This window comes from Flavobacterium sp. KH_001 (assembly GCF_057840745.1).
On record NZ_CM174520.1, the window covers coordinates 332,544 to 353,583 of the forward strand.

The window sequence follows — 21,040 nt, forward strand, 5'->3', positions numbered from 1 at the left end:
CTTAATTTTTTAATTTAAAATTATCGTATGCTTTTAAAAACGCCTGTGTAAATAAGTTTCCTTGTTTTTCGTATCCTTTTTTAGAATAATGAACATAGTCCGGACCAATTAATTTTTCTGCTTTTAATTTTCGGACACCTTCCATTCCGCCAAATTCATCATATAAATCCCAAACTGCAAAACCATCTTCTTTAGCAATTCCGAGGATACTTTTTGCATAATCATGAACGTAAATATTAGGTCTTCTTGCTTTTAAAAAAGAAGGCGGCGGCGTCATCACAATTATCGGAACATTAATATTCTGATCCTTTATATTTTTTATAAACTGGCGCAATTCTTTGATATAAGCAGATGCTTCCATATGATCATAACTTTCATTTGTTCCTAATGAAAAAATCAGTACGTCAGGATGCAACGCTTTTAACTGTTCAAAAAACAACGGATATTTATTATAATCTGAAAATTTTGCTCCGTTTACTCCAATGCTGCTATAAAGAACTCCAGGTGCATCTTTTTCCAAAACAATTCCGTTTAGCTCAAATTTAGAAGCGTCTTTATTCGGAATCAGGAAAATTTTATCTAATGCTTTTTCAGAATTGTAATAATGACAAAATGAATCTGATTCAATATCTAAAGAAACAAAAGCTGAACTCTTGATTGCTTTAGGTTTTGTTTCGTTCGTTGGAATTTTCAATGTTCTACCGGCACGAATATTATTGGATTTTAAACCATTTGCTTTCTTAATATCTGTAACCGAAATGTTGTACTTGTCAGCAATCGTTGAGATCGCTTCTCCTTTTTTGATTTTGTGGGTAATTACTTTTCGTTCTGTCGACTGAATAATATTGGTTTGAGATGATGTTGCCAAATCAAACATATTCTGGTTTTGAGGCGTAATAATCTTAATTGTATTGAACTTATAAGCAGGATCTTTTACATTCAACTCAACTGCAAAACCTCCATTATCTCTCCAAAGCCCTATTCCACTTAAGCCGACAGGATAATTTTTGTGCGGATGAATGTTTCGATAACTTTCCCATGTTCTGTTCGAACGAAAACGTTCGTTATACGATCCGTTTGTTTTGGCCAATTGATACGGAAAAACCAAACCTCTTCCCGCATTTCCAAATCGCTGTTGCAGATTTTTTCTAATTTCGTTAGTCATTAAATCACCCTGAATATGAGAATCACCAATATGAACCATATTTATCTTCTGACTTTTCTGGTTTTCATTTTCATTTAATTTCTGAAAAATGCTTTCCAATGCTTTTGCGTTATAGATCTTATCGTCAGAAAAAGAATCAACTGTGGTTGTATCTATTTTACTACTCATAGGCTTAGTGATTGGAAGTGGAGCTGTCTTTTGCACTTTATTATTTGCAGATAAAAAAAGACAACAAAAGAAAATAATTAGTTTATTCATTTACACTATCTTTTATTACAGAAACCGAGTCTGTGTTTGTTTTTCGTGTGGCTCTTTGTTGACGGGAAACAACATCACGTTTCTCGCGCAATATTTTATATTCTTCGTAACCTTTATTCAATTGATCGTATAATAATCTTCCGATTGCTTTTGCACCACGCTGATTAAAATGCGTATAATCTTTATTGGCTCTTGCCGGCGTTTCATCAGCCCATTTTACCATCGATCCGTCTCCTCCCATTAAAGTGTATAAGTTGACAAATCCGGATTCTGATTCTAAAGCATATCTTTTTTGTGCTTTCATTAAAGGAACAACGGCTGAATCGGTTTTCATTTCCAAATCATATTTTGTTGACTTATCTGCAGTCGAAACAATCAGAATTGAAACTCCCGGAAAAGATTCTCTTATTTTATTCACAGCTTTTTTCATTCCTTTTTCATACCAATAGTAATTTTTGGTACCATAATTCAAAACGTTAGTTCCGTAATGCAAAACAATCAAATCGTATTTTAGATTATTATTGAAGGCACGCATTACATTGGCATCAAACATTGAAATTGGTAATCCTGAATTTCCTCTTTGTGAAAAATTATCTACGTGAACTCCGCTTCCGTTATCGAAATTGAAACCGTAAATCGGAATAGAATCGGCATGGACAAAATTAGCTTTGAATGCTTTTATACTGCCTGAAGTTACTTTTAAGCTGTTAACCAAATTACTTGGAACAAGATTTTTTCGAAGTGTATCTTTTCCAATGATAAAGTTTACATTTCCTCTTTTGGCAGATTTTCCGTAAAACAATACTGGATTATCTAAAGTCGTTGAATATTTGTTCGTTCCGGCTTCGTATTGCACCCAGGTTGGATTGGTTTTATCATTGGCGAAAAATACGTGACCGTTTACCCCAAAAGGACTTGTTGGTCTTTTTACATTTAAATAAGACTGTGTTTTCCAGTTTTTAGAATAAACCGATTTTACCGAACCTCTGGACGCTGCAGATTCTGAAGTTATGGATACAAATCCAACTCCATTTCCACCAAAACGTTCCTGATAATTAGTTCTTACATCTTGCACAATTAAATCTCCATCGGTCATAGAATCTCCATAATAAGCGATTCGGACTTTAGCTTGTGGATTTTTTTCTAATTGATACAACTTTTCGTAAAAAGAAACCAGATATTGGTATCCTTTATAATTTTCAAAAGTTTCTGATGGAAATTCGATTCCTTCTGTATTTTCAAAAACAATTTCTTGTTGCGCTTCCTCTTGTTCCGCCTGAGCAATGCTGTCGTTTTCCAAAGACAATGAGTCATTAGCAACCGACTCTAAAAGCATACTATCGATTAATACATTTTTAGAATCTATTTTACTATCCGAAAAGATTTTGTTCGGTAAAACTTGTTTGAATCCAATAAAGGCGATGAACGCCAGTGCGACAATTGCGAAAGACTGAAAAAAATAGGATTTTGTATTCACTTATTACTTATAATTTGAAGAATGGCTTGGACTGAAATTCATTAAAATTTCCTGTTAATTCCATATTAAAAAAACATGTGCAAAGATAGGGTTAAACATTAATTTACAACCCTTTTTAACATTAAAATAAAAAACAAAAAAAGAGGCTAGATAAATCTAACCTCTCTCAAAAAAAATAAAAAAAACAAAGCTAATGAATTAACTAAAATTTAAAACAAAGAGGTTTTAAGTCTCCCTTTATTGAATTATTATTTTACCAGTTTTAACTTCTTTATTTCCTGAAAAAATCTTAAAGAAATAAATTCCTTTTTGGTAGCCGGGAGGAATATTCCAATTTACAACCTGATTAGGTACTACTACGCCTTTATAAACAGATTTTTCATTTCCTAATTTATCTGAATACACAATTATCTCAATTTCTTTATTTATTGAAAAACTTGTTGAGAAATTAACTGATTCTGATGTTGGGTTTGGGTAGACTGTTAATATATCGTTCGCAGATAAACCATCGTAAATTTCAGAGCTATTTGAAGCAATTTTCTTAGCTTTTAAAAGTGGAATTCTCACTGAATTACTTCCCAAAGTTTTACTTCCAGATGTTACATATCGATTAATATATAAACCATAATACTCATTTAATCCTTCATATAATTCATTATGTATCCACGAAGGAAGTTCCACACTTTGTCCCGTTCCTGCTGGAAATGAATATTTTACATCTCCACCATCTAACTCCCAATAATAACTATATGTACCAGTTCCTCCTATTGGCAAACTCCCAGAAACCGTATTTCCTTGTAACGTAATTATGTTATTTTTTATAGCAGCCATAAGTGGAATTCTCACAGAATTACTTCCAACAGTTTCATTTCCAGAAGTTACATATCTAGTAATATACAAACCATAATACTCATTTAATCCTTCATATAATTCATTATGTATCCACGAAGGAAGTTCCACACTTTGTCCCGTTCCTGCTGGAAATGAATATTTTACATCTCCACCATCTAACTCCCAATAATAACTATATGATCCAGTTCCTCCAGTTGGTAAACTCCCGGAAACAGTATTCCCATTTAACGTAAGTATATTATTTTCCAGTTTTGGTGCCTTAATTACAGTTATTTCAATCACATTACTAGACAAAACTTTTGACGCATTATATGATCGCCTCCAATAATTAAATGAGTCAAAATCAGTCGGTAAATAATCTTTACCTGTTGCTCCAACAATTTTAACCTCAGGTTGTGTTCCTGCCCAATATCTTTTAAACCATTGATAGGTAATATTTGGCCCCATATCTGTTCCTATAATCCAAATAGAATTATCACCTTCATTCTTATATACGTAATTACTAGGAATTCCATTATATGTTATTTTATTTAAATTTGGTTCTGGATTGGGATTTGTTGGATTTGTTGGATTCGTTGGAATTGTCGTCGATCCATTTTTATAATTTACCGTAATTTTAATCATTTCAGATTCATTCTGAAAACAACTTCCATTGGTAGTAAACTTATAAACTTTTTGAGTATCTGAAGTTACAGTTTTTTTAAATTTAAATTTTAATGTTGTTGTTTGTCCGGGAATTAACGATAATCCATTTGAAGCTAGATTAGAAACAAAACCATCAGGATCGCCACATAAAAAGTGCTGATTAAGAATTACCGGGATGCCACTACTTCCATAACAACTAATTACAATATCAAATGATCCTTCAACACCTGAGTTAGTTGTTACTATTCCACTTTTAGATGAGTAAGTCACATAATTTTGGGCAAAACTAATCTCTACAAAGAACAGTAAAGACAATAATAGTAATTTTATTTTCATATTTATAATGATTTACATAACATTAAGTAATTATCTGAATCTACTTTAAAATTCATTTTAGACTTTATTTGTAAAAAAGACTTAAAACAAAATTTACAATAAAATAAAAGTAACCTTCTTCATGTTAAATTGAATTATTAGTTAAAAAATAACCTCGAATAAATAATTTATTCGAGGTCCTATATACTTTTATTAGAATGTTGTTGTGCTATTAGCCTGATATGCAAAATTAAAAGTGTAGATTCCTGATACAGAAGTTGCTTCTGGTACTGCTGGAGCATCTTTATAATAACTTAATATTTCAAATTTTGCATATTTACCATCATGTGTTTTTACAACAAATACTTTTCCTGCAATAGGAGAAATAATATGAGTTGCTGAATTATAGCTATACCATCCATTTCCGCTTCCTGTAGGAATTCCATAAGCAGCAGTTCCATCCTGAACAAAAGTAGATGCAGCCGGGTATACAGTTACACTAGCAAATGTACCTGAAACAATACTTACTGCACCAGATCCTGTTCTGCTTGGTTCAGTATCTGCTTTTTTTGCTCCTCCGTTTACGATTATAGTGGTTTTACTAAAAGCAATATCCCAATTATCAGTGGTAACAACTTTGTTTTCCGAAAAACTGAACTTTGTATATTCCGTTTTTGATGCATCAAGATTAGAAACTTTTACAGTTTCAACAGCCGGAATTGTATTATCATTATTATCATCACTACTACAAGATGCAGTAAAAAGTACAAGAGCTAAAATCGAAAGTTTTAAAAAATTTGTTTTCATGGTAAAGGTGTTTAAATAAATGTTGATTAAAAATTATATTGAATTCGTGCAAAAAGCTGCCTTCCTGCCAGGTTACTAATTTGACTAGGATCTGTAAAATCAAGTAAATTGTTTGCTCCTCCTTGAAGCATAAATTTATCTCCGATATATTTTGAAATAGATAAGTTTGTTATGAAGTAATCAGCAACAAATGTGTCGTATTTATCCAGAATTTGATTTCCGTTAGTATCAAACATTCCATATTTACTTCTATAAAAAACGCGCAAATTGATATCGGTCTTGATTTTTGGAATAGAATAAGCAACTTTGATATTTGCAGTATGCTTAGACCTGTTATACAATCCGAAATAATCCGATTTATTAATCTGAAACGTTTGCAAATCGGAGTTACGGATATATTGATAGTCTTCGAAATTATCTAAAACCGATTTATCCTTTGCTGTTAAATATTGATATCCAAATGAAACCGATAATTGTTTAGTAAAGTCATACGTGGAATTAAATTCTAAACCATACGTAAAAATTTGACTTATATTAAAATAGCTAAAAACATTTTGACCATTAGTTTTTTGAGCTACAACACGAGTGTCAATCAAATTCTCTATTGAATTATAGAAAGCATTAGCATCTATCCTAAGCTTATTCTTTTTGTAAAAAGTTCCAAAATTGAAGTTTATAGAACTTTCAGCCTCTAATGGACTGTTAAAATTTATTCCTTCAGCTCTACTCAAAATCTGCCCTTGCTCTTGAAGCTGATCCAATCGGGCTTCGGCTACATTATACCCCAAAACAGTGTATCCAACTGAGGGGTTTGTAAAATCAAAATATAATTGACGGAAATCTGGCGCTTTATAACCATAACCCACTGACGATTTTAAAGATAAATTTTCGTTGATTTTATAGTTTGCCGCGAGTTTTGGACTGAATTGTGAAGCATATACACTGTGATTATCATATCTAAAACCAGCTATTATATTCCATCTTTCTGTTGGATTATAATCATATTGTAAAAAGACATATTGTGAATTAAACTCAACTTTTTTATCAAAATAAGTTCTATCCAAAGTCTCATAATTTAATCCAAGACCCCCAGTCAATTTATCATTTTTTAGTGAAAGTGTAGTTCTAATCTCTGGACGAAGAAGCCATTGATCGTAATAAGCACTTTCATAAGTAACATTATTCTCATCGTTTAAAAACGAATCATTTTTGTAATTGGTAGCATAGAATTCATATTCAGAATATACTTTAGAACTCCATTTATGTTCTAATTTAACCTGTGAATTCCACTCTTTTTCTTTCGCATCACCTTTATAATTTTCAGAATCAATAATAGCGACGTTATCCATTTTCATATCATAAAAACGGTTACTCATAATTAATTTTAAATTTTCTGAGAAATCGTAATATATTTTAGGCTGAATTGTAAAATTATAAAATGGTTCTACATTTTTTAAAGTTGTACTTTTATCTAAATCATAACCATCAGTAGAATAAAAATTAGCAAAAAGATTAGCCGAAAATTTCTTTTTTTTCCAAAGAAGATTTGTATTCGCATCATTAGTATTAAAAGTCGCATACCTATAAGAAAGACTACCCGAAAACATGTCTTTTTTAGGTTTTTTAGTAATAACATTTATTACCCCTCCCATTGCTTCAGAACCATATAACGCAGAAGAGGCTCCCTTTACAATTTCAATTCTCTCAATATTTCCAACCGAAACTCGTGATAAGTCAAGAACACCAGCACTTCTTCCTACAAGCGGCACGCCATCAATTAGAATCATCGTGTAAGCAGCATCTAAACCCTGCATTTGAATACCCTCAAAACCACTTTCGTCTGGAATCAAAATAATTCCTGTTTGTTCACTTAAAATTTCATTTAATCTTGTAACACCAGATTTAATAATTGCTTCTGATGTAATAATTGTCATTGGTAAAGGCAATGACGAAAGTACCCTTTCTGTTCTCGTTGCGGTTGTAACTTTAACTTCTGATAATTCATTTGCTGAAACACTATCTTTTTTAATTTCTTGAGAAAAAGAAATTTGGCAAAAAAGAACTGCTGCAAAAAGGGTAATTTTAATTTTCATTATTTTTATTAAGTCTGAATAAGAACGCAAATATATAACTATTTTTATTTGTTCTAAATAAAATTTATATATTTGCAAAAAAATTTAAAAACAAAACAATAAGTTATGATTACAAAAAGCCTCTTCTTTTCGGCCGTAACGGCTTTGACTTGTACTCTTGGATTTAGCCAGGATAAAAAACAACAAGACATCAAATCGATCAAATCAATGTGTGGTTGTTATGAAGTGAAATTTAATTTTACTGAAACTTTTCAATATCCAAAAGATACTCTTACTTACAAACCATCACAGACTAAACATGAGTCTGCTTTAGAATGGGTTGATTTACTAGAAGATACTCCAAACAAGATTGTAATGCAGCACTTATTAATTGTAAGCGATGATATGATCATCAAACACTGGAGACAAGACTGGCTTTTTGAAAACACAGACTTATATTCATTCAATAAAGGAACATCCTGGAAATACCAAAAATTAGATAAAAAAGCAGTTAAAGGACAATGGACTCAAAAAGTTTATCAGGTAGATGATAGTCCAAGATATGAAGGATCATCAACATGGGTACATGTTGACGGAAAAGATTACTGGGCTAATGTAGCTGACGCTCCTCTACCAAGGAGAGAGCAGACAAAACGTAATGACTACAATGTTTTGAAAAGAAGAAACATTCATGAAATCACTTCTACTGGATGGAATCACGAGCAAGACAATGACAAACTGGTTAGAGATGACAGCGGAAAAGATGTATTGCTAGCTCAGGAAAAAGGATTTGATGTTTACACTAAAGTTCCGGATAGTAAATGTGCTGCTGCTCAAAAATGGTGGAAAGAAAACAACGCCCTTTGGAAAAATGTTCGTGACAAATGGCAAACGTTGTTTGACAGACATCAAGACTTAAACTTAGAAGCTAAAGTGGATAGAAAAGCATTGTATTCTCTTTTGTTTGATCTAAAACCAGACGCTTCAAAAGCAGAAACAGACAAAATTATCGACAAGTTCGTAAAATAAAAATGGTTTGTGTTAGTTGTAAAAAAGCCGATAGTTTTAATGCTATCGGCTTTTTTTATTCTATATCTTTTAGTTTACAAAACAATTATTTTGATTCTGCACACTCAGAGTAAGTAATAACATGTTTTGTTAAATCTGTCCATTTAGGCTCAGGATTTGCAGAAATCACTTTCTCACAGCTACCCCATAATGGTGCAAATTCTTTTTTATACTCCTTTTTCTTTAATAAAACTGCTGGTGCATCTTTTTTAGCTACGTAATAAGATTTTGCATCGCCGCCAATAAAGTTAACTCCGCCAACTCCTAATGCAGTAGTTTCTTTTGCATTTGGATCACAGTATATTTTGCACTCTTTACTAAATCCCGGGTTTAAGAGTTGCATTAATAATTTTGAAGTTTTCTTTTTAACTTGTACATCAGCTGTTTCAAAATAGGCGTAACCTTCTTTTATGTACGCTTGGTTCAGTTTATCGTCACTCCATTTTTGATAATCAGAAATAAAATCCAGACTTTTAGTTAAATTATCAAGTCCGCTTGGTGGTAGGTACATAAACTTAATATCTTCTGGTTTAAGTTTGTGCTTTTTTCCAGCTGCGTCTTGTAATTTAATATACTCAATTAATCCTTTTTCTCTATCAATATCTCTGATAGTTCCATTGATTTCTGTTCCATCTGCCAAAGTAATGTAGGCTGTTTTACTGTGAGAGAACCCATAAGATGGATTAATTAAATCTTGTGCATTCATTGTACTTAGCGCAAATAAAAAGGCTAATACGAAAAAAGGTTTTTTAATCATTTATTTTCATGTTTTTGGTTTTGCTTACTCTTACGATTTTCAGCTTCCTCGATTATTTAAAGCATAAAAGATCTGGGGATCTTCTTTGTTTATTAGCTTATCATGGTATTTTTATAAATCATTTTCTTACTGTAAACATAAGTATAAAATTCACAGCTGCAAATCTAAAATCAATATTTTTAGAAGAAAATTCAGCTTAACAAATCCTTAACCAATTCATTATAATTAATTTATTTTTACTTTGTTATAAACGCACTAATCTCCAAACTGTATCTGATAATAGGATATAAAAAAAGAGCCGATAATTAAATTACCGGCTCTTTACTTTTTATGTCCATACGTTTACATTCTCTCCGGAACTTCAATTCCTAATAATGTTAAAGCAGATTTTATAACTTCGGCAACTTTTTGCGAAAGCTGTACTCTGAAAATCTTTTTAGTTAAATCAACTTCTCCTAAAATATGAACAGATTGATAAAATGAATTGTATTCTTTTACCAAATCATAAGTATAATTTGCAATCAAAGCCGGACTATGATTTTGTGCGGCATTTTGAATTATCTCAGGGAAAAGTTCAATTTGTTTTACCAATTCTTTCTCTTTTTCGTGCAATTCTACTGTATTTGTTTTTGCTGAAAAATCAAAGTCGGCTTTACGGATTATTGATCGAATTCTCGCGTATGTATATTGAATAAACGGCCCAGTATTTCCTGCAAAATCAACAGATTCTTCCGGATTAAATAAAATACGTTTTTTAGGATCTATTTTTAAAATATAATATTTCAAAGCACCAAGTCCAATAGTTTTGTACAACTTAGCTTTTTCTTCTGCAGAGTAACTTTCCAATTTCCCTAAATCTTCAGAAATTTGTTTCGCAGTATCCGTCATATCCTGCATTAAATCATCAGCATCAACAACGGTTCCTTCACGGCTTTTCATTTTTCCAGATGGTAAATCTACCATTCCATATGATAAATGATATAAACTTGAAGCCCAGTCAAAACCAAGTTTTTTCAAGATTAAAAACAAAACTTTAAAGTGATGATCCTGTTCGTTACCAACTGTGTAAACCATTCCGCCAACATCTGGCATATCTTTTACACGCTGAATCGCAGTTCCAATATCCTGTGTCATGTAAACAGCAGTTCCGTCTGAACGCAATACAATTTTACGGTCTAAACCTTCATCTGTCAAATCAATCCAAACCGAACCGTCCGGATCTTTTTCGAAAACACCTTTATCAAGTCCAACCTGAACAACATCTTTCCCTAACAAATAGGTATTGCTTTCGTAGTAATATTTATCAAAATTAACTCCAAGATTGGTATACGTCGTAGCAAAGCCTTCATAAACCCATTGGTTCATTTTTTTCCAAAGTGCAATTACCTGCTCATCACCAGCTTCCCATTTACGGAGCATTTCTTGTGCTTCAACAATAATTGGCGCTTGCTTTTTAGCTTCTTCTTCTGTTTTACCGGTTTCTATCAGTTGATTGATTTCTGCTTTGTAAGCTTTATCAAACTCCACATAATATTTACCTACCAATTTATCGCCTTTTAAATTTGAACTTTCAGGAGTTTCTCCGTTTCCGAATTTTTCCCACGCCAACATCGATTTACAAATATGAATTCCGCGATCGTTGATGATTTGCGTTTTATAAACCTTTTTACCCGAAGCTTTGATAATTTCAGCTACTGAATATCCTAATAAATTATTACGAACGTGACCTAAGTGTAAAGGCTTATTGGTATTTGGCGAAGAATATTCGATCATAATAGCTTTATCGTCTGGACTAGGTATTACATAACCAAACTTTGTATTGTCTTTTATTTCATTAAAGAAATTCAAATAATAACTATCTGCAATTACAATGTTCAGGAAACCTGAAACCACATTAAAGCGGGCAACCTCAGAAACGTTTTCAACTAAATAATCTCCGATTTTATTTCCAAGTTCTGCCGGATTGCTTTTGATCAATTTCACTAATGGAAAAATCACCATTGTGATATCGCCTTCAAACTCTTTTCGGGTAGTTTGAAATTCAATTTTATCAACAGTAACATCAAATAATGCCTGAATGGCGCTTTGTATAGAAGGAGTAAGAATTTGTGATAATGACATGTAAACTTATTTTAAAGTGAGCAAAGATACTGCTTATTCATCAATTACAGAAAATGAAAAACATATAAAATTAAACAAAACACTTAGAATTTCTTAAAAATCACTTTGAATAGAATGTTAAAATTATCAAAAAACTAAAATGCTAATCTATTAAACAACAGGGCATCTTCAAAAAAACTTAATCTTTTTCGTTTTTTTCTGTAACATAACGATAACAAAAGAGTCTTAATAGGAACTTTGAATTCATTTGAAGCCAAAAAATCTAACAAAAACAAAAAAAACAATCATCATCAATCAAATCAAAATAATCAACTAGTACTATTATGAAATTAAAACTCTTTCTGTTTGCATTACTGGCAGTAATCGCAACAGCTCAGGCCCAGAACACCGGAACAGTGTCTGGAAAAATCTCTGAAAAATCGAATAACGCACCTATTTCTTACGCAACAGTTTCTATTAAAGACAACGGAAAAGTGGTTTCAGGAGTAAACACAGATGACAATGGGGACTTTACAATTAAAAATCTAGCTTTAAAAAGTTATACAATCGAAATTCAATACATTGGATTTAGAAAATACATTGGTTCTGTAATTTTAAGCGACAGTAAAAAAACGGCAACTGTGAATGTTTCTCTTGAAGAAGAAGCGACTCAGCTTAAAGGTGTAAATATAGTAGCTGAACGTTCAACAATGGAACAAAAAATTGACCGAAAAGTAATTACTGTAGGTAAAGATTTGACTACTGCAGGAGCTTCTGCATCTGACATTATGAGCAACATTCCATCAGTAAACGTAGATCAGGACGGAAAACTTTCACTTCGTGGAAACGATAATGTACGTGTATTAATTGACGGAAGACCATCAAATATTGATCCTGCGCAGTTGTTAAAACAAATTCCATCAACTTCTATCAAAAAAATTGAGTTGATCACAAACCCAAGTGCGAAATACAATCCGGAAGGAATGTCGGGTATCATCAACATTATTTTGCACAAAAATGCTAACACTGGTTTCAACGGAAGCTATAGTGGCGGTATTACTTTTGGAAAAACGGCCAAATACAATCAATCATTAGATTTGAATTATAAAACTGGGAAAGTAAATTTCTTTGGAAATGCAGGGCAAAATTTTGGTACTTATTACAATGAAGGTCATATCGTAAGATTAGATCAGGATGTAGACCAAAAATTAGATATTTCAAACGATAATGACAACTACTTGTATAAAGTGGGTATGGATTACTTGATCAATGATCACAATACTTTGTCATTTTATACCAACCAAAATAAATCTACCGGAACGGGAATTGTTCTTACTGATATTAATTATAATAACGGTGACCCGGACATTTTAAACATCTACCAAGATTCTAAATATCAAGGGCCAAGTACAACTGGAACTTACAATTTAGCCTACAAACATATCTTTAAGAAAGAAGGACATACTTTAGATTTTGAAGGAAACTACAGTGATACTAAAGAGATTCAAAATTCAAATTTTGATACTCAAACAACTAGTCCTGCCAACACAGTAAATGACATTGTTTACAATGATTTTATTAATGACAAAAGAAAATTAAGCACTATTAACGTTGATTATGTAAATCCGTTAAATGATAAAACGACTCTTGAAGCTGGTGCTGAAGCCAGAATTACAAGAACAACTAATGATTATACTACTGAAAATCCTTTAGTAGCTACTGAGGATCAAATTTCTAACTATATTTATGACACTGATATTTATTCAGCTTACGTAACTTTTGGTCAGAAATTCAAAAAATTCAGTTACCAGGTTGGAACTCGTTTTGAAAGCTATAAGGTTACTTCAAATCTTAATTATGGTTATAAAACTTTTAATGATGATTATATCACTTTATATCCTTCAGCTTATTTAACTTATAATTTAAATGAGAAAAATGTATTGCAATTAAGTTATAGCCGTCGTGTTGACCGCCCTAGTTTAGAACAGACAAAACCTATTCGTGAGTTTTCTACCCCATTGGTAACGTCTTACGGAAATCAGGAATTAAGACCTCAGTTTACGAATTCTGTAGAAATGAATTATACTAAAACGCTTGAAAAAGGAAGTGTAACAGCAGGTGTTTTCGTAAGAAGAATTAACGATCAAATCAGCAGAACATTAAGTCCTGATCCAAATGACGATTCAGGATATAAACAAGTTTTAGGTTTTACAAATTATGACAATAGCAGCTCTTACGGATTTGATGTTTCATTAAATTACAAACTTACAAAATGGTGGGATATTCAGCCATCGATTGATTTTTCAAGCATAAAACAGCATGGTGTAGTTTTCCAATTAGATCCTGCTTCAGGTGAAAGTTTACCGTATGAACGCACTGTTACAACATCAGCATTTAATGCTCGTATGAACTCAAACTTTAAACCAACAAAACGTTTAAGCTTTTTATTATTCGGTTTTTACAGAGGTGGTGTTGAAGAAATTCAACAACACAGAAACGAAATGTACAAAATAGACATTGGTTCACGTTATACATTATTAGACAACAAGATGAACATCAGTGTACGTTTCAATGACGTTTTCAACACCATGAAATTTTCATTTGACGGAATTTATCCTTACCCGCAAACAGGACAGTTTTCATGGGAAAGCCAAACCGTTTATGTAGGTTTAACTTACAACTTTGGTGGAGGGAAAATCAAAAACTTACAACGTAAACAAAGAGAAGATAACACTAACAAAGGTGGTGGTGGAATGTTTTAATCCCACTTTTATTAGTAGATTTTAATAGTTCTTGTAGAAAAGAAAAGCCTGGAGTATGCCAACTCCAGGCTTTTCTATTTTATAAAACAGATTATAAAAAATTTCGCAATTCTTTTATCTCTTCCGGTTTTGCAGTTTCCATATTGTCTGTTATTGCCGATGAATGATAAAAGGTCGGCTCCAATTTATCCTGCAATAATTTAATATTAGAGGACCGTAAGCCGCCACCTGGCATAATTTCAATTTTGCCTTTCGCCCATTTTTGAATTTTTTCTAAATCAAATATCCCTTCCTCCACATTTATTCCCTGACCAGAAGTCAAAATGGTTGTAAAGCCACAATCAAATACATCTTTGAGCGATTTTTTGACATCCTTCACCACATCAAAAGCCCGGTGAAACGTACACGGAAGAGGATGAGCTAAATCAACTAATTCTTTATTGCGTCTTTTATTGATATTCCCATTTTCCTTTAAAATCCCAAAAACAAAACCATCAACTCCCAGTTTTTTAAATTGCTTGATGTCTTGTTTCATTTCAACAAACTCATCATCGGTATAAATAAAATCTCCACCGCGAGGTCGTATAATAACATGCATTTTTATAGATACTTTTTCACGCACCCTAACCGCTAAGATCGGATTAGGAGTTGTTCCGCCAAGTTTCATATTATCACATAATTCGATTCTGTCTGCACCAGCTTCCTGCGCGATTATCGCCGATTCGTAATTGAAACATGCTATTTCGAGTTGATTTTTTTTCATTTTGAATATATTTTTCTCAAAAACTACAAACCACTAAATTATAAAAAAACCCACTCTTAACAGAGCAGGTTTTAAATATAATGCAAGATGAATTAAATTACCATTTAATAATAGCACTCGCCCAGGTAAATCCACTTCCGAAAGCCGCTAAAACAACTGTATCGCCAGATTTGATCTTTCCTTGTTCCCAAGCTTCTGTCAAAGCAATCGGAATAGAGGCTGCCGTTGTGTTGCCGTATTTCTGGATGTTATTATGAACCTGATCATCCGTCAATTTGAATTTATTCTGAATGAATTGTGAAATTCTCAAATTCGCCTGATGCGGAATCAACATATCAATATCTGAAACCTGTAAACCATTTGCTTCTAAACCTTCGTTGATTACTTCTGCAAAACGAACTACCGCATTTTTAAATACAAATTGTCCATTCATGTAAGGATAGTAACTTTCGTCATTTGGATCATTATCCGCAATAATATCAGTTACCCAACGCGCTCCCATTCCGGGTGCCTGCAAAGCTAATTCCTCAGCGTGTTGTCCTTCTGAATGTAAATGCGTGGATAAAATTCCTTTCGATAAATCTTCTTCACGACTTAAAACTGCCGCTCCTGCTCCATCTCCAAAAATCACTGAAACTCCTCGTCCACGAGTTGTCATGTCTAATCCAGTTGAATGCACTTCAGAACCAATTACCAAAATGTTTTTATACATTCCAGTTTTAATGTATTGATCTGCAACAGAAATTGCATATACAAAACCAGAACATTGATTTCTAACATCTAATGCTCCAACTGTTCTTAATCCTAAATCACGTTGTACTAAAACTCCGGGACCTGGAAAATAGTAATCCGGACTTAATGTAGCAAAAACTACAAAATCAATATCTTCTTTGGCTACGCCAGAACGTTCTATTGCAATTTTAGCTGCTTTTACTCCCATTGAAGTTGTGGTATCCTCTCCACGAATGATGTGTCTGCGCTCCTGAATTCCGGTACGTTCCTGAATCCATTCGTCATTGGTATCAATTAATTTAGACAAATCATCGTTGGTCACAACATTTGAAGGAACATAATATCCTAAGCCCGCTATTTTTGAATGATACATATTCTTTTATTATTTGTTAAAAAATTGGATTGCAAATTTACGTATACTTTAAAACATAAGCGTCCAAATTACTATTTTTTTCGTTATTAGCAATTTAATATAATTTAATTATACATTAGATAATGTTCTTTTATTGATCGAAAAAACAGTTTTAGCATCGAAAGCCTGAAAAGTATGAAAATAGTTCAAAAAATGTAACAATATTGAAGTACTTTAGTCAAACATCCTGAATACCATTTTTAAACCACTAAAATTCAAATTATGAAATTAAAGGTTACACTATTATTATTCTTAAATGTTGGCTTTTTTACTTTTGCACAAGAAAATTTAACCTACCAAAAACCATCTAAATCTATTTTAGATTTAGCCGATTATGAAAGGGCTCCGACAGTATCAATGGATACTAAAAAAGAATACATGCTGTTTATGTATAGAAGCACTTACAAAACATTAGACGATTTAAATCAGGAAGAACTTCGTTTGGGAGGTTTGAGAATTAATCCAATAACGAATATATCAAGTTCAGTTACCTATCTGAATAATTTAAAAGTTAGAAAAGTAAATGGTAAGGAAGAGATTCAGGTTGCCGGATTACCAAGTAATCCTAAAATAAGCAATATTCTTTGGTCGCCAAACGATAAAAAAATAGCATTCTCAAACACTATTGCTACTGGCGTAGAACTTTGGGTTCTGGATGTTGCATCGGCGCAAGCCACAAAACTTACAGAAGCAAACGTAAACGCCAACTTAGGAAATCCTTTTAACTGGTTTTTAGACAACGAAACGATTTTGGTAAAAATGCTTCCCAAAGACAGAAAACCATTATTAGATTCTAAAAAAGATTTACCAACCGGACCAATCATCTCAAATACATCCGGGACAAAATCTCAGAACAGAACATATCCTGATATGCTAAAAAATCAGAATGATGAAATCAACTTTGAGAACATTACCACGTCTGAATTATACAAAGTAAATTTAAACGGAACTGCAACCTTGTTTAAAGATACAGCTATGTATTTTGGTGAAAAAATTTCTCCAGACGGAAATTACATCATGCTAACTACGATTCAAAAACCATTCTCCTATGTAGTTCCTTTATATAGATTCCCGTCTAAAACTATTGTTTATGATGCTAGGGGAAAAGAGATCAAAACTGTAAACGAAGTTCCGCTTAACGAAGTGATTCCAAAAGGTTTCATGGCAGTGAGAAAAGGAAAAAGAGATATGGCATGGAGAACTGATAAACCAGCGACTTTATATTATGCTGTAGCTTTAGACGAAGGAGATCCTGCTAATAAAGTTGATTTTAGAGACGAAGTTTTTCTTTGGGACGCTCCTTTTACAAATGAAGCCACTTCATTGATAAAGACACCTCAGCGTTTTAGCGATATTATTTGGGGAAATGACAATATTGCCATGATTTCTGACGAATGGTATGACACTCGTAACACTAAAACGTATGTCATAAATCCGTCAAATCCTGCGCAACAGCCAAAAGTAATTACAGACAGAAATTCTCAGGATGTATATTCAGATCCAGGTATTTTTGAAACTAAAAAGAACGAATACAACAAATATGTTTTAGCTATCGAGAATGACAATGCTTACCGTATTGGAGATGGTTACACAAAAGAAGGTCAATTTCCTTTTATTGATCAGTTCAATCTAAAAACCTATCAGTCAAAACGTATTTATACTTCTCCTTATAAAGACAAAAAAGAAGATTTATTAGAAATCGAAGATTTCAAATCAGGAAAAGTTTTAGTTCAGATTCAATCGAAAAATGAATATCCTAATTATTATTTCAGAAACATCAAAAAACAAAACAGTCTGACGCCAATAACAACTTTTAAAAATCCGTTTGAAAGTATTAAAAATGTCAGCAAAGAAGTAATCAAATACAAACGTAAAGACGGTGTTGAATTATCTGGGACTTTATATTTGCCTGCAGGTTATGACAAAGTAAAAAAAGAAAAATTACCGTTATTGATCTGGGCTTATCCGGCAGAATACAAAGACAAAAACAGTGCGGGACAATCGACTCAAAACTCAAATGAATTTACTTTTCCTTATTACGGATCATTTGTTTATTGGGTAACAAAAGGATATGTAGTTTTAGACGATGCTGCTTTCCCAATTATTGGAGAAGGAACAACAGAACCTAATGACAATTTCATTTCTCAGTTGGTAGATAACGCAGCAGCGGCAATTGATGCTGTTGATGCTTTAGGATATATTAACCGTAAAAAAGTGGCAGTTGGAGGGCATTCTTATGGTGCTTTCATGACGGCAAATTTATTGACACATTCTAATCTTTTTGCGTGTGGAATTGCCAGAAGCGGTGCATACAATAGAACGCTGACTCCATTCGGATTCCAGACAGAGCAACGTAACTATTGGGAAGTTCCGGAAGTTTACAATACAATGTCACCTTTTATGAATGCTGACAAAATGAAAACACCACTTTTACTAGTTCATGGTGAAGCAGATAACAACCCTGGAACTTTTACTTTACAAACAGAACGTTATTTCCAAGCTTTAAAAGGTTTAGGAGCAAATGCCAGAATGGTAATTTTACCGAAAGAAGCACATAGTTATGTTGCCAAAGAAAATATTCTACACTTACTTTGGGAGCAAGATCAGTTCTTAGAAAAGTATTTAAAAAACTAGATTTAAATTAAAATGAAGAAACCGACAGCTTTCAAGACTGTCGGTTTCTTCATTTATAATGTAAAAAGAATTATCTAATTATCTAATTGACAAATTTTCTAATTAAAGATAATTCAAACCTAAGGAAATTTCTTGTTCCAGCGGCAAATCAATTTCACTTTCAAAAAAGATTAATTGTCTTTTATAAACGGTTTCAATTAAATAATGATTTCCTCTAAAATAAGTTCTTCTAATCTTCACCGGTAATTTAGACTCAGAAAGCATTTTTAACTGATGGGGATAAACTAATGTTTTGTGTGTTTCATCTTCATAATCGAGTAATAAATGAGTTGGAATTTCATTTACTTCACCAAATAAGGATGCCACATATTTCGTTTGAGGATCTTCATAAATTTTTGTTGGATTATCTTTTACAATGATTTCTCCATTTCGCATTACTATAGCTTCATCAGCAAATGATAATGCATCAGTACTATCGTGTGTTGCAATGATGCAGGTAATTCCCTTTTGCTTTAAATATCGGAACAAATTTCGGCGCAATGCATTTTTACGAAAAGCATCTATTTGGCTAAAAGGTTCATCTAGTAAAATCACTTCTGGCTCCAAAGCCAAAACTCTGACCAAAGCGACACGTTGTTGTTGTCCTCCACTTAAAAATTTAGCTTTTACATTAGAGAAAGATTCCATCTCGACCATCTCCAGTAATTCCTGAACGCGCAATTTTTTCATGTTAGCAAAACCATTCGAAAGAAATTTTCCAACATTTTCTGCAACCGTTTCATATGGGGACAAATCAAAATCCTGTGCCAGGTATTTCATGAAAGGCATACCTGGAATCAAATTGTATTTCGGTCCTAAAATTGGTTTTTCATTATAAAAAATCTTGCCTTCATCTAAATCGAACAAACCATACATAAGCTTAAGAAGCGTACTTTTTCCGCAGCCACTTTCGCCAATAATAGCAATGTTTTCACCTTTGTTTATAGTAAAAGAAACGTCTTTAATAACAGGTTTATCGGTATATGAAAATGAAATATTCTGAATGTCGAGCATGGGTTGTATTTGAAAGTCCAAATTTACAATGTTTAATTTCTAAAGTAAAAAAATAAAATCACTTTGTTATTTTAAATTGTTATTCAATTACTAAAATCAGTAATATTGTAAGAAAAATATATTGCTTGTATTTTTAATACGTAATTCATTTTGCTAAGTAATATAACATGCAAAAATATCTAATTATTGCATGTTATATCACTTTATAAAAAATCATCGGTTAAATTATAATTTTCAACCTTTATCTTTCTTTAACAAATTTATCCTATGCAAAAAAAACTTGGAATTCTTTTTTTACTATCCTTTTCAACATTTATTTATTCGCAAGGCAAAACAGTTCGAGGAATTGTCCTAGACAGTTTAAAAAATCCAATTCCGTACGCTAATATTGGGATTTTAAATAAACCTGTTGGTACCGTTTCTGATCAAAATGGGGAATTTTCCTTTATTCTTGAAAATACTACTGGCTTGGATACACTTAGGTTTTCTTCCCTGTCATATATTCCAAGAGATTATTTAGTAAAAGATTTAAATCAAGAAAAGACAACTATAATTCTTGAAAATCATATTGAAAAACTGGATGAAGTTATTCTTTCAAAAAATAATTTGAAAATCTATACTGAAGGAAAAGATAAAACCGAAACCAAACATCAAGTATTATTTGCCAATCCAAATTATAAAAACATGAATTTAGGAACGGAAATTGGCAAGAAATTTTCAATAGGATCAAAAAAGGCAAGTTTATTAACGGAATTCAAATTTTACATTAAAGAGAACAACTTTAATAAAGTCAAATTCAGAATTAATATTTACAGTTTAAAAGATAATAAGCCTGATAAAAAACTTACTAATTCTAATATTTTTATTGAAGTCGAAAATAACTTTAAAGACTGGGCTATAATTGATTTAACCCCCTTTAACATTGTTACTCAGCAAGATATTATTCTCACTGTAGAATGGATTGAGCATTCGAATGAGGGCAACAAATTAAGCCTTCCTATTATAATTCCATCCTTTAGCTCTACTCATTATTACAAATTTGGAAGTCAGGGAACTTGGGAAAAGTATGGAAAAATATCATCATCTATGATTTTAACTTATCAACAGTAATTTCAAATCCAAATAAAAAAAAGCTGCTTCAATTAAGAAACAGCTTTTAAAATTTTTT

At 32.2% G+C, this 21,040-nt stretch carries 14 protein-coding genes; 4 read left to right on the forward strand and 10 right to left on the reverse strand.

Features of this window, described 5'->3' with window-relative positions:
• Position 1: 1 nt before the first annotated feature.
• The 5 genes from AC3ITQ_RS01540 to AC3ITQ_RS01560 all read right to left on the reverse strand — a co-directional run bounded on the left by AC3ITQ_RS01540 (position 2) and on the right by AC3ITQ_RS01560 (position 7,612).
• Positions 2–1,333 (reverse strand): GDSL-type esterase/lipase family protein, encoded by a 1,332-nt coding sequence (locus tag AC3ITQ_RS01540; RefSeq protein ID WP_489236538.1) that lies wholly within the window; start codon positions 1,331–1,333, stop codon positions 2–4.
• A gap of 82 nt (positions 1,334–1,415) precedes the next feature.
• The gene (locus AC3ITQ_RS01545) at positions 1,416–2,900 is read right to left on the reverse strand and encodes an SGNH/GDSL hydrolase family protein (RefSeq protein WP_489236539.1); all 1,485 of its coding nucleotides are present in this window, start codon (positions 2,898–2,900) and stop codon (positions 1,416–1,418) included.
• Between the two features lie 237 nt (positions 2,901–3,137).
• Positions 3,138–4,733, reverse strand: a complete 1,596-nt coding sequence (locus AC3ITQ_RS01550) for a T9SS type A sorting domain-containing protein (protein WP_489236541.1) — start codon at positions 4,731–4,733, stop codon at positions 3,138–3,140.
• Between the two features lie 192 nt (positions 4,734–4,925).
• Complete coding sequence (locus AC3ITQ_RS01555; protein WP_489236542.1) at positions 4,926–5,519, reverse strand: HmuY family protein; 594 nt, start codon at positions 5,517–5,519, stop codon at positions 4,926–4,928.
• 26 nt (positions 5,520–5,545) lie between these two features.
• Positions 5,546–7,612 (reverse strand): TonB-dependent receptor plug domain-containing protein, encoded by a 2,067-nt coding sequence (locus AC3ITQ_RS01560; protein WP_489236543.1) that lies wholly within the window; start codon positions 7,610–7,612, stop codon positions 5,546–5,548.
• 105 nt (positions 7,613–7,717) lie between these two features.
• On the opposite strand from AC3ITQ_RS01560, the gene AC3ITQ_RS01565 reads away from it, so the two are divergent.
• Positions 7,718–8,620, forward strand: a complete 903-nt coding sequence (locus tag AC3ITQ_RS01565) for a DUF6607 family protein (protein ID WP_489236544.1) — start codon at positions 7,718–7,720, stop codon at positions 8,618–8,620.
• Positions 8,621–8,705: 85 nt separating this feature from the next.
• Here AC3ITQ_RS01565 and AC3ITQ_RS01570 read toward each other — a convergent pair whose 3' ends face one another.
• A complete protein-coding gene (locus tag AC3ITQ_RS01570) occupies positions 8,706–9,416 on the reverse strand; it encodes a hypothetical protein (protein ID WP_489236545.1) in 711 nt (236 codons plus the stop codon).
• A 342-nt stretch (positions 9,417–9,758) separates the two neighbouring features.
• Positions 9,759–11,537, reverse strand: coding sequence for an arginine--tRNA ligase (gene argS, locus AC3ITQ_RS01575; RefSeq protein WP_489236546.1), 1,779 nt, complete (start codon positions 11,535–11,537; stop codon positions 9,759–9,761).
• 323 nt (positions 11,538–11,860) lie between these two features.
• Between argS and AC3ITQ_RS01580 the strand changes: the two genes are divergently transcribed.
• A complete protein-coding gene (locus AC3ITQ_RS01580; protein WP_375033620.1) occupies positions 11,861–14,278 on the forward strand; it encodes a TonB-dependent receptor in 2,418 nt (805 codons plus the stop codon).
• Positions 14,279–14,369: 91 nt separating this feature from the next.
• On the opposite strand, the gene AC3ITQ_RS01585 is transcribed toward AC3ITQ_RS01580, so the two are convergent.
• Both AC3ITQ_RS01585 and AC3ITQ_RS01590 read right to left on the reverse strand, forming a co-directional pair.
• On the reverse strand, positions 14,370–15,041 hold the full coding sequence (locus tag AC3ITQ_RS01585) for a copper homeostasis protein CutC (RefSeq protein WP_489236547.1): 672 nt from the start codon (positions 15,039–15,041) through the stop codon (positions 14,370–14,372).
• Positions 15,042–15,138: 97 nt separating this feature from the next.
• The gene (locus tag AC3ITQ_RS01590) at positions 15,139–16,146 is read right to left on the reverse strand and encodes a 3-oxoacyl-ACP synthase III family protein (RefSeq protein ID WP_056195595.1); all 1,008 of its coding nucleotides are present in this window, start codon (positions 16,144–16,146) and stop codon (positions 15,139–15,141) included.
• A 261-nt stretch (positions 16,147–16,407) separates the two neighbouring features.
• Here AC3ITQ_RS01590 and AC3ITQ_RS01595 point away from each other — a divergent pair, with 261 nt between their 5' ends.
• Positions 16,408–18,819 carry an alpha/beta hydrolase family protein gene (locus tag AC3ITQ_RS01595; RefSeq protein ID WP_489236548.1) on the forward strand — a complete coding sequence of 804 codons (2,412 nt, stop codon included), beginning with the start codon at positions 16,408–16,410 and terminating at the stop codon, positions 18,817–18,819.
• Between the two features lie 102 nt (positions 18,820–18,921).
• Here AC3ITQ_RS01595 and AC3ITQ_RS01600 read toward each other — a convergent pair whose 3' ends face one another.
• Entirely contained in the window at positions 18,922–19,872 is a 951-nt protein-coding gene (locus tag AC3ITQ_RS01600) for an ABC transporter ATP-binding protein (RefSeq protein WP_489238878.1), read from the reverse strand.
• 267 nt (positions 19,873–20,139) lie between these two features.
• Between AC3ITQ_RS01600 and AC3ITQ_RS01605 the strand changes: the two genes are divergently transcribed.
• Positions 20,140–20,982 carry a carboxypeptidase-like regulatory domain-containing protein gene (locus tag AC3ITQ_RS01605; protein WP_489236549.1) on the forward strand — a complete coding sequence of 281 codons (843 nt, stop codon included), beginning with the start codon at positions 20,140–20,142 and terminating at the stop codon, positions 20,980–20,982.
• Positions 20,983–21,040 lie beyond the last annotated feature (58 nt).